Annotated in this window: 11 protein-coding genes and 1 other annotated feature; of the genes, 10 read left to right on the forward strand and 1 reads right to left on the reverse strand. The window is 39.0% G+C overall.

All coding sequences use genetic code 11. The features are described from left to right. Window positions 1-45: 45 nt before the first annotated feature. Window positions 46-951, reverse strand: a complete 906-nt coding sequence (locus ACFFHF_RS01830) for a LysR substrate-binding domain-containing protein (RefSeq protein ID WP_160549517.1) — start codon at window positions 949-951, stop codon at window positions 46-48. Between the two features lie 223 nt (window positions 952-1,174). Between ACFFHF_RS01830 and ACFFHF_RS01835 the strand changes: the two genes are divergently transcribed. From ACFFHF_RS01835 to ACFFHF_RS01880, 10 genes are all read left to right on the forward strand, one after another. Next, window positions 1,175-3,001 (forward strand): assimilatory sulfite reductase (NADPH) flavoprotein subunit, encoded by a 1,827-nt coding sequence (locus ACFFHF_RS01835; protein ID WP_377057488.1) that lies wholly within the window; start codon window positions 1,175-1,177, stop codon window positions 2,999-3,001. 24 nt (window positions 3,002-3,025) lie between these two features. After that, window positions 3,026-4,747: an assimilatory sulfite reductase (NADPH) hemoprotein subunit gene (gene cysI / locus ACFFHF_RS01840; RefSeq protein WP_160549515.1), complete on the forward strand. Its 1,722-nt coding sequence runs from the start codon at window positions 3,026-3,028 to the stop codon at window positions 4,745-4,747. A gap of 218 nt (window positions 4,748-4,965) precedes the next feature. Then, window positions 4,966-6,357, forward strand: coding sequence for a branched-chain amino acid transporter BcaP (bcaP, locus tag ACFFHF_RS01845; RefSeq protein ID WP_377057489.1), 1,392 nt, complete (start codon window positions 4,966-4,968; stop codon window positions 6,355-6,357). Window positions 6,358-6,741: 384 nt separating this feature from the next. Next, window positions 6,742-7,015, forward strand: a binding site (T-box leader). Between the two features lie 53 nt (window positions 7,016-7,068). Next, window positions 7,069-8,688: a methionine--tRNA ligase gene (metG, locus tag ACFFHF_RS01850; protein WP_340901829.1), complete on the forward strand. Its 1,620-nt coding sequence runs from the start codon at window positions 7,069-7,071 to the stop codon at window positions 8,686-8,688. A gap of 201 nt (window positions 8,689-8,889) precedes the next feature. Further along, window positions 8,890-10,302 (forward strand): PTS mannitol transporter subunit IICBA, encoded by a 1,413-nt coding sequence (locus ACFFHF_RS01855; RefSeq protein WP_160549019.1) that lies wholly within the window; start codon window positions 8,890-8,892, stop codon window positions 10,300-10,302. A 142-nt stretch (window positions 10,303-10,444) separates the two neighbouring features. Beyond that, window positions 10,445-11,455, forward strand: a complete 1,011-nt coding sequence (locus tag ACFFHF_RS01860; RefSeq protein ID WP_160549020.1) for a DUF1646 family protein — start codon at window positions 10,445-10,447, stop codon at window positions 11,453-11,455. A 187-nt stretch (window positions 11,456-11,642) separates the two neighbouring features. Continuing rightward, on the forward strand, window positions 11,643-13,736 hold the full coding sequence (locus tag ACFFHF_RS01865) for a BglG family transcription antiterminator (protein ID WP_377057490.1): 2,094 nt from the start codon (window positions 11,643-11,645) through the stop codon (window positions 13,734-13,736). A 12-nt stretch (window positions 13,737-13,748) separates the two neighbouring features. Continuing rightward, a complete protein-coding gene (locus tag ACFFHF_RS01870) occupies window positions 13,749-14,186 on the forward strand; it encodes a PTS mannitol transporter subunit IIA (RefSeq protein WP_377057491.1) in 438 nt (145 codons plus the stop codon). Between the two features lies 1 nt (window position 14,187). Then, window positions 14,188-15,348 (forward strand): mannitol-1-phosphate 5-dehydrogenase, encoded by a 1,161-nt coding sequence (locus ACFFHF_RS01875; RefSeq protein ID WP_377057492.1) that lies wholly within the window; start codon window positions 14,188-14,190, stop codon window positions 15,346-15,348. A 79-nt stretch (window positions 15,349-15,427) separates the two neighbouring features. Next, window positions 15,428-15,583, forward strand: a complete 156-nt coding sequence (locus ACFFHF_RS01880; protein ID WP_119706330.1) for a YpzG family protein — start codon at window positions 15,428-15,430, stop codon at window positions 15,581-15,583. Window positions 15,584-15,607: the final 24 nt, after the last annotated feature.

A 15,607-nucleotide genomic window follows, 5' to 3' on the forward strand; every position in this document is an offset into this window, starting at 1 on the left:
CTTGAATTTTAACAAGAAAAGATAGGATAAAGGAGCGAGCTATACTTAAATCGATTCAGAACGGTATGGCCACATTTCTTGAAGGCTCGTAATAAATAGCTCCACGTTCTTTTTCGTTTTCATAGTAGGAGAGTAGACATACGACAGCGTTCTAGGGAATTGAAAATCTTTAATGCGAATGATGGCTAATTCTCCATTTTTAACCTCTTTATGGATAACGCTGTTTGATAAAAGTGAAAGACCCATGCCCTTACTTATAGTTTCTTTAATTCCTTGATTGCTGCTGATAGATAGTAGGGATTTTACCTTTAACCCATTCGAACGGATCACGTGGTTTAAGTATTCCCGAGTACCTGACCCCACCTCTCTCGTCACCCATAATTGGTTTTGAAGATCGGAGATGAATATGTCTCTATTCATTATGGCAAGAGGATGTGTAGCGGAAGATACAACAAAAAGCTCGTCCTTTAAGAATGGGTGGACAGATAGTTCTTTTTCGTTGGTTTGTCCTTCAATTAGACCAATATCCACTTCATGCCTTTTAACGGATAGAACAATTTCCTTCGTATTCCCAATCACCACTTCAAGTTCAAGTGCCTGATGTTCTTTTTGGATGTCAAAGAGAAGAGAAGGTAAAATATATTCCCCGATGGTAAAGCTTGCCCCGATTTTCAAGGATCCTCTAACAGATGAATGCAAGTCGAGGATATCTTGTTTGGTCTGTTCATACATGCTTATTAACTGTTTGGCTCGATCATACAAAATCTCTCCAGAAGGAGTGATTTTTAATTGTTTTGGAGAACGTATGAATAGTTTCGTTTGAAACTCATTTTCTAAATTCTTAATATGTAAACTAACACTAGGTTGTGACATGAGAAGGAGTTCGGCTGTTTTGGTGAAGTTTTTTACTTCCACTAGAGTAACAAAGGTTTTTATCTCATCAAAATACATACATTCCCCTCCTTGTTATTAGAAATATTAATAATTATCATCAGTTATATGTATTTTACCAATAGCTAAACATAAGGTAAAGTAGTTATCATAGAAGAGAATTATCGGTTATAATTAATAAAACCGACTTAACTTATTGGAATAATTAAGATATAATAACACGTATAATAATTTTGCGAAATTTGGGGAATTTAGTCTATTTATTTTTGTGAGGTGGATTTCGTTGCAACTTCAGGTTATGAACAGCCCGTTTAGTCAGGAGCAGGCAGAGCTTCTTAACAAAATACTGCCATCATTAACTGAATCGCAGAAGGTTTGGCTTAGTGGATATTTAGCAGCTATTCAATCAGCACCAGCAACTACGATTTCAGAATCGGTTTCTGTAGCTCCATTAGTTGAGGCTTCTAAGCCGGTGTCGAAAGAAGTAACTATCCTTTTTGGTTCACAAACAGGAAATGCACAACGACTTGCTACAAAAGCAGGTAAAACACTTGAAAGCAATGGTTTTCAAGTAACAGTTTCATCCATGAGTGATTTTAAGCCAAATAATTTAAAGAAATTACAAAACCTATTAATAGTAGCAAGTACACATGGTGAGGGTGAACCACCAGATAATGCCTTATCTTTCCATGAGTACTTACACTCAAAGCGTGCTCCAAAGCTAGAGGAGCTCAATTATGCGGTTCTATCGTTAGGGGATAGCTCGTACGAATTCTTCTGTCAAACAGGAAAAGAATTTGATGAGCGCCTTAAGGAGTTAGGTGGAAAGCCATTAACTGAAAGAGTAGACTGTGATTTAGATTTTGATGAACCTGCTTCTGAATGGATTGAGAATGTATTATCGGCTCTAGGTCAGGCTGGAACTGCGGCAAGCCAAGCACAGGCGGCAGGTGCAGCGGTACAAGTTGCTTCAGAAGAATCTATTTATTCTAGAACCAATCCTTTTCGTGCTGAAGTCCTAGAAAACTTAAATTTAAATGGTCGTGGATCCAATAAAGAAACACGTCATCTTGAGTTATCGCTTGAAGGTTCAGGATTAACATATGAGCCAGGTGACAGTCTAGGAATATATCCAGAAAACGATCCGGAGCTTGTGGAGCAAATCCTTGCTGAAATGAACTGGAATGCAGATGAAAAAGTGACAGTTAATAAACAAGGAGAAGTAAAAACGCTAAAAGACGCGCTACTTACCAATTTTGAAATTACGGTATTAACGAAGCCGTTAATGGAACAGGCAGCCAAGCTTTCTGTCAATCAGGAATTACAGGAGCTAGTGAAACCGGAAAATGCAGATAAAGTAAGAGAGTATATTCAAGGACGCGATTTGCTTGACTTGCTTCGAGACTTTGGCCCTTGGACAGCTACTGCGCAGGAGATTGTTTCTATCTTAAGAAAGCTTCCTGCACGTTTATACTCGATTGCAAGTAGTGTTTCGGCAAACCCAGATGAAGTTCATTTGACGATTGGTGCAGTCAGATATGATTCACACGGACGTGAAAGAAAAGGTGTATGCTCGATTCTAACAGCAGAGCGCCTGCAAGCAGGAGATACGCTACCAATCTTTATCCAACATAATCCAAACTTTAAGTTACCTGAAAACCCTGAAACTCCAATTATCATGGTAGGACCAGGAACAGGTGTTGCACCATTCCGCTCATTTATGCAAGAGCGCGAAGAAGCGGGTGCTGAGGGCAAGTCATGGATGTTCTTCGGTGATCAGCACTTTGTAACAGATTTCTTATATCAAACCGAATGGCAAAAATGGTTGAAGGATGGCGTCCTAACAAAGATGGATGTTGCTTTTTCAAGAGATACGAATGAAAAGGTATATGTTCAGCACCGTATGCTTGAGCAAAGCAAGGAATTATTTGCTTGGCTTCAAGAGGGAGCAGCCGTATATATTTGTGGTGATGAGAAACATATGGCACATGACGTACATCAAACATTAATTACTATTATCGAAAAAGAAGGCAGCATGGGTCGTGAAGAAGCAGAAAGCTATTTAGCTTCCATGCAAAAAGAAAAGCGATACCAGCGTGACGTATATTGAGTTTGAGTGAAAGGAGTTTTTAGCATGGTGGAAGTGAAAGATATTTTAAAAGCGCCTGAAGGCCCTCCTAGTGATGTAGAGGGAATAAAAGACAGAAGCGATTACTTACGTGGAACGTTAAAAGAAGTAATGCTTGATCGAATGAGTGCAGGTATTCCAGAGGATGACAACCGATTAATGAAGCATCATGGAAGCTATTTACAGGATGACCGTGATGTGCGTGCAGAACGACAAAAGCAAAAGCTTGAACCAGCTTATCAGTTCATGCTTCGTGTTCGACTACCAGGCGGTGTAGCAACACCTGAACAGTGGTTGGTGATGGATGATCTTTCTGAAAAATACGGAAATGGTACATTGAAATTAACGACTCGCCAAACATTCCAAATCCATGGAATCTTAAAGTGGAATATGAAAAGTACCATCCAAGGTATTAATCAAGCTCTAATGGATACAATTGCCGCATGTGGAGATGTAAATAGAAATGTGATGAGTACTTCTAATCCACATCAGTCAGAAATACATGCAGAGGTGTATGAGTGGGGCAAGAAATTAAGTGATGATTTACTTCCTCGCACAAGAGCCTATCATGAAATTTGGCTGGATGAAGAAAGAGTGGCAGGAACACCTGATGTAGAAGTTGAGCCTATGTATGGCCCACTCTACTTGCCTCGTAAATTCAAAATCGGTATGGCTATTCCGCCTGAGAACGATGTGGATGTATTTTCACAAGATCTAGGGTATATTGCCATTGTAGAAGATGGAAAGCTTGTTGGATTTAACGTGGCAATTGGTGGCGGAATGGGTATGTCTCACGGTGATAAGACGACTTACCCACAGCTTGCAAAAGTGATCGGCTTCTGTAAGCCTGAGCAAGTATACGATGTGGCTGAAAAGGTTATTACCATCCAACGTGACTATGGAAACCGTTCCGTACGTAAGAATGCGCGATTTAAGTACACAGTGGATCGTTTAGGATTAGAAAATGTGAAGCATGAGCTAGAAAACCGACTGGGTTGGAAGCTAGAAGAAGCAAAGCCTTACTCATTTGATCATAATGGAGATCGTTATGGCTGGGTTAAAGGCTTAAAGGGGCAGTGGCACTTTACATTATTTGTTCAAGGTGGACGTATTGCAGACTTTGACGGGTATCCATTAAAAACAGGCTTACGTGAAATCGCAAAGGTTCATACAGGAGATTTCCGTTTGACTGCCAATCAAAACCTAATCATTGGTAGTGTGTCAGCTCAGAAAAAGAAAAAAATTACTGAGTTACTTGAAAAATACAATTTAACAGATGGAAAACATCACTCAGCGATTCGTCGTAGTTCAATCGCATGTGTAGCATTACCAACCTGTGGACTTGCCATGGCGGAAGCGGAGAGATATCTGCCAACTCTTATCGATAAGATTGAAGAAATCGTTGAAGAGAATGGGCTAAGAGATAAAGAAATTACGATTCGTATGACTGGATGTCCAAACGGATGTGCAAGGCATGCCTTAGGTGAAATTGGGTTTATCGGTAAAGCCCCTGGAAAATACAATATGTATTTAGGTGCTGCCTTTGATGGAAGCCGCTTAAGCAAGATGTACCGTGAAAATATCGGAGAAGAAGAAATCCTTCGAGAGCTTGGTTCCATTCTTCCTCGATATGCAAAGGAACGTAACGAAGGGGAACATTTTGGAGACTTTGTGATTCGTGCCGGCATTATTGAAGCAACAACGGATGGAACGAATTTTCACGCTTAATTTTTAAAAAGACCTTTATTCTATCGAGAGATAGAGTAAGGGTCTTTTTTGGTTTTTAAACATAGTGCAATTGTAACTGAGCAAAATAGAATTAGAAATATTTTGAATCTGTTATATTACCATAATTTATAATTTACAATTAACAAACAATTATGTAAAATGGCTAAGGTGTATTCGCTATTTTTCGACAATTATTTCAATTTTTATAGGAGGATATAATGGATTTATTTCGTAAGAAACAAGTAGGGAAATCAGTGTCTGAAAATTCCCTCAAAAGAGTATTAGGAGCATTTGACCTAACTCTACTCGGTGTTGGAGCCATAATCGGAACAGGAGTATTCGTTTTAACTGGAGTGGCAGCAGCTGAATATGCAGGGCCTGCACTTATCTTATCCTTTATTATTGCTGGACTAGCTTGTGCATTTGCAGCATTATGTTACTCAGAATTTGCTTCAATGATCCCTCAATCAGGTAGTGCCTATACATATGGATATGTTGCGTTTGGAGAACTGCTTGCATGGGTACTTGGTTGGGATTTAGTGTTGGAATATGGACTCGCTTCATCAGCGGTTGCAAGTGGTTGGTCAGGCTATTTTCAAAGTTTAATGGCAGGGTTCGGATGGCATTTACCTACTTTTCTAACAAGTGCGTTTGACCCATCAAAAGGAACAATTGTAGACCTACCAGCTGTTATTATCGTTTTATTAGTGACCCTTTTATTAACACGAGGCGTGAAGGAATCAGCAAAATTTAATGCCATCATGGTTGTGATTAAAGTTGCTGTGGTTCTCCTATTTATTGCTATTGGGGTATGGTATGTGGAACCAACCAATTGGCAACCATTTATGCCATTTGGAGCTTCAGGAGTCGTAGCGGGTGCAGCTGTCGTAGTATTTGCATATTTTGGATTTGACGCTGTTTCAACAGCAGCTGAAGAGGTAAAGAATCCTCAACGGAATCTTCCGATTGGGATTATTTCTGCTCTTGCTGTATGTACCGTTTTATATATTGCTGTTTCCTTAATCTTAACAGGAATTGTACCGTTCAACCTTTTAAACGTAAAGGATCCAGTAGCCTTTGCCCTACGATTTATCCAACAAGACTGGGCTGCAGGATTTATCTCGCTTGGAGCAATCGTAGGTATTACAACCGTCCTAATTGTTATGATGTTTGGACAAACACGTTTATTCTATGCAATTAGTCGAGATGGGTTGTTACCGAAAAAATTATCAACGGTTCACCCGAAATCTCAAGTGCCAATTACAAGCACATGGGTAACAGGAGGATTAGTAGCGATTTTTGCAGGATTCATTCCTTTAAACAAACTAGCTGAGTTAACAAGCATTGGAACATTGTTTGCCTTTGCAACGGTATCTCTTGGAGTCGCTGTACTTCGTAAAACACAGCCCGATTTACATCGTCCGTTCAAGACACCACTTGTTCCTATAATTCCTATCTTGGCAGTTGTGTTTTGTGTGTATTTAATGCTCCAGTTATCAGCATTTACTTGGAAGGGATTTTTGGTCTGGTTAGTACTCGGTTTAGCCATCTATATTGGTTATGGGTATAGAAATAGTAAATTAAACAACCCTGAACCATCCAATTCATAAAAGAAACAGTCGGTTCTGGATTGAACCGGCTTTTTTAGATTTATATATATCTAGGTACAAGAGGGTCAGCACTTATCGGTTGGGGGATTGGGCTAAGCACCCTAGTTGAGAAATAAACGGAGAATTTCCGCTTAATTAGTAAATACGATAAAAAATAGCTTAAATAAACGGAGAAATTCCACCTATAAACTCGAAAACGTGAAAATAGGGGGATTTTTCATGGCATACCCGGAAAATCTCCCCTTATTCACCCCCAAACGAGCCTTCAATCGGCATCTAACCGGAAAAACTCCGCTTATTTTTTGCCTGATTGAACCTGCTTTTTTAGTTTTATAAATAAAAATTGGTATATTGTTACATTTATGTATTTTGTTTATAATATCATTAAAGGCGTGGAAGAGGAAAAGTAAAATGTAGGGATTCTTTGCAGAGAGCTCCGGTTGCTGAAAAGGAGTAAGGATACGCATTTGAACAATGGCCTCGGAGCTGCGAACTGAACCTGCCATGGACAGAAGTAGGAGTTGTCGGGAGTTGACGCCCGTTATCAACGTCACGGTATATGAGTAGAGTTTTAGCTACTTTAGTACTTGCTGAGGCTAGCAGTGTAAGCTGTTGGTGAATTAAGGTGGTACCACGGGAGTAAAGCCCTGTCCTTATCTTTATTAAGATACGGACAGGGCTTTTTTTATTTTTTTAAAGGAGGAATCATGAATGAATGTATTTATTGGGGGTGCTTGGCCATATGCAAATGGTTCCCTGCATATTGGTCATATAGCAAGCTTACTGCCAGGTGATGTTCTGGCCAGATATTACCGTTTAAAAGGGGAAGAGGTTTTATATGTGTCTGGAAGTGACTGTAACGGGACACCTATCGCGATTCGTGCCATGCAAGATGGGGTGGATGTAAGTGAGATAGCTAACCGTTATCACCAAGAGTTTACTGAATGCTTTACAAAACTAGGATTCTCTTATGATTGTTATACACGTACAGATACTGCTCACCACGCTAGTGTGGTCCAAGACTTATTTTTAAAGCTTAATCATAATGGTCTCCTTTATACCAAAGAAAACGATCAAGTGTATTGTAATTCTTGTGATCAGTTTCTTCCTGACCGTTATGTAGAAGGAAATTGCCCGACCTGTGGAGAACATGCCCGTGGTGATCAATGTGATTATTGTTCTACGATACTAGATCCAGTTGAGCTTTATCATAAGACTTGTAAAATATGTGGTTCATCACCTGTCATTAAGAAAACGGAGCATTATTACTTAGCATTAAGTAAACTTCAACACCGAATAGAAGAACTCAAAAAGGATAGAGAAGGGGTATGGCGTGAAAATGCATTGCAATTAACCGAGAGGTACTTAAAGGAAGGACTGAAAGATCGTCCGGCGACTCGGGACCTGCCCATTGGTGTGTCGGTTCCAATAAAAGGATTTGAACAGAAGAAAATTTATGTGTGGATTGAAGCGGTATCAGGATATTACTCAGCAAGTCAGCAGTGGGCAATTGAGAAGGGAAGAGAGGTAGAAGGTTTCTGGAAGGAATCTGCCCGTAGCTACTATGTGCACGGAAAAGACAATATCCCTTTCCATTCTATCATTTGGCCCGCAATCCAAATGGGGGCAGGCTTGGAGGCCTATCCGAAGTATATCGTCTCAAATGAGTACGTCACATTAGAAAAAAAGAAGATCTCAACAAGCAAAAACTGGGCTATTTGGATCCCGGATCTATTGGAAAGGTATCATCCTGACTCCATACGCTACTTTCTAACCATCAATGCACCAGAAAACCGTGATACAGATTTCTCTTGGCGAGAGTTTATTTACAGTCATAACAGCGAACTGTTAGGGGCGTATGGGAATTTTGTAAACCGCACTTTAAAGTTCATCCAAAATCAATTATCAGGAGAGGTCCCTCAATCAGCAATTGATACAAGTATTCAAAAGCGTGTCGAAGTACTTTATCAGCAAGTAGGGGAAGCCATTGAAGCAGCAAGAGTAAAGCAAGCGTTAGAAGAGACTTTTGAGTGCATAAGATACGCAAACAAGTATTTTGATGAACAGCAACCATGGAGAGCGGAAGAAGAACAGCGGGATGCAACCATCGCCACATGTGTGTTTCTTATCCTAAATTTCGCCCAATTACTTCATCCCTTTCTTCCGAATTCTAGTGAGGAAGTTAGAAAAATGCTCCATCATTCCCAATTCTCCTGGAAAGTGATTACTAACTTGCCGTTGATTATTGAAAATGTTCACCCACTGTTTGAGCGAATTGATATAAGGGCGATTGCAGAAGAAGGAGAGAGACTTCGCTCACAGATTAAATGAAAGAAATAGTATCTTAAAAGTGGCACCTATAAAGGTGTCTCTTTTTATAGAAGAACAAGCATTATTGACAATTCAATTATGACAACATGATTCATGACAAAATGCATTTTAGTTTGAATTGAATAGGTATTGAAAACGCTTTATCATAAAATTAGAAACAAGGACAAAAGAACGATATTTCTGAAAGGGGAATTATACTATATGTCTAATCAAGTAGCGCAAAAGTCGGATGTGCGTGTAAAAATCCAACGCTTTGGTAGTCATTTAAGTGGCATGATTATGCCGAATATTGGTGCATTTATCGCATGGGGGATTATTACAGCTTTATTTATTCCAACAGGTTGGTACCCAAATGAGGATTTTGCCAAGTTAGTTGGACCGATGATTACGTATCTTCTTCCATTATTAATCGGTTACACGGGCGGTAAGATCGTCTATGATACTCGTGGAGGAGTAGTGGGTGCCACAGCAACAATGGGTGTGATCGTTGGAGCAGAGATTCCGATGTTCCTAGGTGCCATGATTATGGGGCCACTTGGAGGTTATCTAATCAAAAAGCTGGATGACGTGATTGTTCCAAAGATCAGACAAGGTTTTGAAATGTTGGTAAACAACTTTACAGCGGGTATTTTAGGTGGAGCGTTAACTTTAATCGCATTTAAAGTAATCGGACCAGTGGTAGAAGGTTTAAACAAAGTGTTAGCGTCAGGAGTAGAGGCTATCGTTGATGCAGGGCTTCTTCCATTAGCAAATATTCTAATTGAACCTGCTAAAATATTATTCTTAAACAATGCAATCAATCACGGGATTTTAAGCCCACTTGGTGTAGAGCAAGCAGCAGACGCTGGAAAATCGATTATGTTCCTGTTAGAATCAAACCCTGGACCTGGACTGGGTATTCTTTTAGCCATTATGTTATTCGGGAAAGGTTCAGCCAAAAGAACAGCTCCAGGTGCAGTGATTATACACTTCCTAGGGGGAATTCATGAGATTTACTTCCCATACATTTTAATGAAGCCTATGTTAATTCTTGCTGCAATAGCAGGGGGCGTGAGTGGAGTTTTCACATTATCCATTTTTAACGCAGGTCTTGTAGCCCCTCCATCACCAGGAAGTATCTTTGCTTTAATGGCAATGACACCAAAAGGTGGTCACTTAGGAGTACTGTTAGGAGTACTTGTTGCAGCAGCTGTATCATTCGCAGTAGCATCATTTATTCTTAAAGTTAGCAAAAACAATGAAGAAGAAGATTTAGAAGCAGCTACAGAAAAAATGCAAGAAATGAAAGGCAAGAAGAGTTCAGTGGCAGAAGCATTAGAAAGCAAAGTGGACTATAAAAAGGTAAATAAAATTATCTTTGCTTGTGATGCTGGAATGGGTTCTAGTGCAATGGGAGCTTCGATTTTACGAAACAAAGTAAAAAAGGCAGAAGTAGAAGGGGTAGAGGTAGCAAATACATCTATCAATAATCTTCCGGCAGATGCTGACATCGTTGTAACCCATAAAGATTTAACGGACCGTGCGAAAGCTAAGCTTCCAAATGCCCATCATGTGTCTGTAGAAAACTTCTTAAATAGCCCTAAATATGATGAAATTGTAAATAACTTAAAATAATGAACGAAAATGAACACCCCTAAATCAGTCTACGATTTAGGGGTGTTATTAGTTTGAACGAAATGGCAAGTTTGTCCCAGATAGAGCATATATATATAACTCCTGATAAAAGGAAATATGCTATTGGAGATGAAGTGGAACAATGGTTTTTTGGTTACTAATTGTCTTTTTGTTCGTATTACTTCTACCCTTAAAAGTAAAGATTGTAGAGAACAATATTGAATTATTTATTTTTATCATGGGTATGATTACGGCGATCTCTAGTGGAAGTTGGAGCAGAGAGTTATTCTTAAAAGCTGCGAGTGATCCGATTGGAATTACCATTGCTGTAATCCTTGCATCCTTGCTTTTAAAGTGGTTTCACCGCGGTATAGACAGATGTATCAATCGGTTGTTACGTGCATTATCCTTTAAATGGTGTGTAGCTTTAACAGTAATAACCTTAGGCTTAGTATCAAGTATAATAACAGCAATTATCGCTTCTCTTCTCTTAGTAGCGATCGTTACGTCTATGAGGTTAGATACAAAATCAACCGTCCGTTATGTAGTCCTTTCCTGTTTTAGTATTGGGTTAGGTGCAAGTTTAACCCCTGTAGGCGAACCTGTTGCTACTATAGCCATCAACAAATTAGGGGAGGATTTCTTCTATCTGATCAATTTATTAGGACCCATCATTATTCCTTTAATTACTTTATTGGGTATAGTGGCGGCGATACTAGTCAAAAAGCCAAAGCATGAACACCAATTTAGAGAGGCACATATTAGCAATGAAACGTATGAAGAGATTTTGTATAGAGGAATTAAAATTTACTTGTTTGTGATGGGCTTAACCTTACTAGGATCTGGGTTTAAACCCGTAATTGATCTCTATATCATTCACCTAAACACACCATTGCTGTACTGGATTAATACGGTTTCTGCTGTTTTAGACAATGCTACCCTCGCAGCGGCTGAAATGAGTCCTCAGATGGGAGATCAAAAGGTAATAGCGGTTCTATTAGGTTTACTGATTAGTGGAGGGATGTTAATTCCAGGGAATATTCCTAATATCATAGCTGCCAATAAACTGGGGATCACAAGTAAGGAATGGGCTAATGTGGGAGTGCCCATTGGATTAGTTATACTGGTTATTATTTTTGCTTTTTTATTCTAAAATGAAGCGGGGTCTAGAGTAATTCTAGCCCTTTTTTTGTGCATTTATTTAATTTTGTCAACAAATACTATGACGAATGTGTATTTATAATCGGTTGTTTACCGTTATTTGCAGGAGTATCATTAAATATGTAAATATTTTTATTTTAATCTTGTCAGTAAGTTGGACTCTTTAGGAGTTGATGGTCTTGTATATTACAGCGAGGGAAAGGAAAATTCTCGAGGTGATACTTCTTAGTGAAGAGGAAACGACCGTGAGTAGTATTGCCAAAATACTTAATGTGAGTTCTAGGACGGTACACCGTGACTTAAAAGGGGTAGAGGAAATACTAAAGTCCTACGATTTGTCCCTTTCAAAGCAATCTGGGGTAGGGATTCTCGTCAAAGGAAGTAGAGAAAACAAAGAGAAGCTCAAATTATTTCTCTTTAGTGCTTCTCATACCGAGTACACCCCTGATGAACGACAAACGATTATTCTCTCTAGTCTACTGGAGAGCTTAGAACCGGTCAAATTGGCTGTCTTAGCAAATGACCTAAATGTCACGATTGCAACAGTAAGTAATGATTTAAACAAAATTGAAGAAAAAATCGAACCATTCGGTTTATCTCTTATCCGCAAAAGAGGATATGGAGTAGAGTTATTTGGATTGGAAACGGCTAAGAGAAAAGTCATGAGCAGTCTGATTTTAGATCACCTGGATGAGTTTGAATTTATTTCTTTTATCCGGGAGAATATTCAAAAAAGATCCACTATGGATATGGACACAGCAACCGATCGTTTACTTGGGTTGGTTGACAAAAAGAAGCTTATTATCATTGAAAGTATTATTGATGATGTAAAAAAGGAATTGCCTTACCCGATTGCTGATAGTGCTTATATCGGTTTGGTTGTCCATCTAGCTCTGGCTACTGAAAGGATCCAACAAGGTGTGGAGCTCGTGTTGGATGATAGATTCCCTGATCAGCTTTTGACAACAAAAGAGTATAAGATTGCGGAAAAAATTGTATCAGGATTAGAAACGGCCTTTCAGATTTCTGTTTCTCAAGGGGAAGCAAGTTATATTACGATGCATCTTTTAGGAGCAAAGCTGAGGAATGAACAAGGAGATATTTTTGAAGAAACGGCTGTTCAAGTCGGATATAGCGCTCAAAAACTCATCCAGTATGTAGGGAAGAGGATGGGGTATCATTTTGAAAATAATATTGATCTTTACCAAGGCTTAATTGCTCATTTGCGTCCTGCCATCTATCGAATGAAGCAACATATGAAGATTAGTAATCCGTTGCTTAAGCGGATTATGGAGGATTATCAAGAATTATTTGGAATCATTCAAGATGGCGTTGAAATTGTTTTTCCAGACTTCTTTGTTCCAAAAGAGGAGATCGGCTTTCTTGTTATGCATTTTGCTTCTGCCATGCTAAAGGGAGAAGAAAATAAGGAAGTGAAGGGTCTAGTCGTATGTTCGAGTGGAATAGGAACATCAAAGATTCTTGCGACAAAAATTCAAAAAGAACTGCCATGGTTAAAAACAAAAAATGTTTCTCTATTTGATTTTGAGCAGATCAATCCTGAGGAATATTCGATCATTATTTCGACCGTCCCTTTAAAGGATGATCAAGGGCCGTATGTTCTTGTAAGCCCTATCCTTTCTCAGGCTGAGATTGAAAGAATAAAACAGTCGGTTCGAGTCGACCACCGTGATCAGCCGAAAAAGGATATAAACTTAAGCATAAAAAATGAAGCGGAAAAAGATTTTTTTAGCAGAATTCAACGGAACCATCGTTTTACATCAGCAGCCATTGACATTCTCTCTGGTTATTTTATTCAAAAACTGGGAGGAGATTGTTCGATTGAATCAGCCTTATTGGCCGCATGTGAAACACTACAAGAGCAAGGGATCATTAACGATGCTGTAAAAGTAGTTAAACACATAGTGGAAAGAGAAGCATTAGGCGGGCTTGGAATACCTGAAACCACCCTGTCGCTTTACCATACGAGAAGCACGGAGGTGACGAAACCCTCTTTCACTATGTATGAACTGGAAAAACCCGTGAATGTAAGTGCAATGGATGGATCAGAGATCTCAAATAAACGAATTCTCCTGATGCTTTCACCACAAGAATCAACCGAAGAGGCACTTGAGATATTAAGTCAAATCAGTGCTTCGATTATTCGAAATGATGAATCGATACATTTGTATGAGAATGGAGAAAAGGATGCCCTTTTTGATTTTCTATGTAACGAGATAAGAGACATTTTTGAAGCGAAAGATATTCATTAAGGAGTGGACAATATGACAGTACAAATTTTAACAGCTGAAAATATCCAATTAAATGTAGCATTATCAACAAAGGAGGAAGCGATAAAAAAGACGGGACAAATTCTTGTTGATAAAGGGTATGTTGAAGCGTCATATATCGAGAAAATGCTGGCTAGAGAAGAGTTAACTTCCACCTATATGGGGAATTTTGTTGCCATCCCTCACGGTACAGAAGACGCAAAGGATTTGGTTAAGCATTCTGGTATCTCCATCATTCAAGCTCCAGAGGGAGTTGATTTTGGAGGAGGGAATATAGTAAAGGTTCTCATTGGTATTGCTGGGAAGAATAACGAACACCTAGATATTTTATCAAACATTGCCATCGTTTGTTCGGAGGAAGAAAATATCGAGAAACTCGTTCAGGCTAAAACAGAAGAAGAAATTTTAAGTTTATTTGCTGAGGTGAACTAATATGTTTGCTCTACATTTTGGTGCGGGGAATATTGGTCGTGGTTTTATCGGGTTGTTATTACAACAATCAGGCTATGAGGTGTGCTTTGCCGATGTGAATGCAGAAATCGTTGACTTACTTAATGAGCGTAAAGAGTACAAAGTGGAATTAGCAAATAAGGAACAAACAGAGACAACCGTGACAAACATATCTGCGATTAACAGTGCAATAAATAGTGAGTTTGTTGAAGAGGCAATTGTTCAGGCAGATCTTATTACCACTGCAGTGGGTCCGAATATTTTAGCTATTATTGCACCGATGATTGCTAAAGGATTGAAAAAAAGAGCTGCTATTTCAACTAAACCGTTAAATATTATCGCGTGTGAAAATATGATTGGAGGGAGTGCATTTCTCAAAGAGAAGGTATACGAACATTTGACGGGGGAAGAAAGAAATAGCTTTGATTCCCTATACGGATTTCCCAACTCTGCGGTGGACCGAATTGTTCCAAACCAATCAAATGACGACAAGCTCTTGGTGAAAGTTGAGCCGTTCTTCGAATGGGTCATTGAGCAAACGGCTTGGGTAGGAGAGAAGCCATCTATTAAGGGAGCAACACTGGTGGATGATTTGGCCCCATTTATCGAGAGAAAGTTGTTTACAGTTAATACAGGACATGCAGCCATTGCTTATGTGGGTTCCGTATACGGGTTTCATCCGATAGCAGAAGCGATACAAAATGAACAAGTTAATCAGATTGTTTCAGGAGCATTGCAAGAGTCAGGAAAAGTACTTGTTAAAAAGTATGGATTTTCCAATGAACAGCATCAAGCATATATTCAGAAAATTATTGGCCGTTTCAAAAATGAATATATTATTGATGATGTAAAAAGAGTGGGAAGATCTCCTCTCCGAAAGCTAGGCATTCACGACCGATTATTTGCTCCAGCAATAGAATATTTCAACGAGTTTCAGGAAGCACCAGTTAATCTATGTAAAGTCATTGCTGCTGCGTTATTATTTACATCAAATGATGATCAAGAAGCACTTGAGCTTCAAAAGAGTTTGAAGAACGATGGAGTTGTTGCAGTATTAACGAGGTTAACAAATTTAGACCCAAATCATTCCATTATCCAGACGGTTGTGGAGGAATATAAGCAATTCCAAAATCAGCTATCATAATTATTAGATAAAAGTGACAAGCTATTAAAGATATTCCTCCGAATATCAGCACGTATCCTGACCAATGAGGTGATTAGAGATGAGTTTTAGAGATCATTTGGATCAACATTCTCAACTTTTTTGTCACACGTGGACGAGACGAAAGCATGCTAGTAGTTCTCAAGTAAATGGAGAGACTAGAAAGTCGCAGGCAGAAATTATTCTGGCTAAGAATGCAAAGGCTCATCGCTGGTAAGGAATTGTTTGATGATATGAGGAA

Source organism: Robertmurraya beringensis, from assembly GCF_042433785.1.
Lineage (GTDB): Bacteria > Bacillota > Bacilli > Bacillales > Cytobacillaceae > Robertmurraya_A > Robertmurraya_A beringensis.

Excerpts from the sequence above, each read along its gene's own strand:
- ACFFHF_RS01830 (WP_160549517.1), bottom strand. The coding sequence starts at position 951 with ATGTATTTTGATGAGATAAAAACCTTTGTTACTCTAGTGGAAGTAAAA.
- cysI (WP_160549515.1), top strand. The coding sequence starts at position 3,026 with ATGGTGGAAGTGAAAGATATTTTAAAAGCGCCTGAAGGCCCTCCTAGT.
- bcaP (WP_377057489.1), top strand. The coding sequence starts at position 4,966 with ATGGATTTATTTCGTAAGAAACAAGTAGGGAAATCAGTGTCTGAAAAT.
- metG (WP_340901829.1), top strand. The coding sequence starts at position 7,069 with ATGAATGTATTTATTGGGGGTGCTTGGCCATATGCAAATGGTTCCCTG.
- ACFFHF_RS01855 (WP_160549019.1), top strand. The coding sequence starts at position 8,890 with ATGTCTAATCAAGTAGCGCAAAAGTCGGATGTGCGTGTAAAAATCCAA.
- ACFFHF_RS01860 (WP_160549020.1), top strand. The coding sequence starts at position 10,445 with ATGGTTTTTTGGTTACTAATTGTCTTTTTGTTCGTATTACTTCTACCC.
- ACFFHF_RS01870 (WP_377057491.1), top strand. The coding sequence starts at position 13,749 with ATGACAGTACAAATTTTAACAGCTGAAAATATCCAATTAAATGTAGCA.
- ACFFHF_RS01875 (WP_377057492.1), top strand. The coding sequence starts at position 14,188 with ATGTTTGCTCTACATTTTGGTGCGGGGAATATTGGTCGTGGTTTTATC.
- ACFFHF_RS01880 (WP_119706330.1), top strand. The coding sequence starts at position 15,428 with ATGAGTTTTAGAGATCATTTGGATCAACATTCTCAACTTTTTTGTCAC.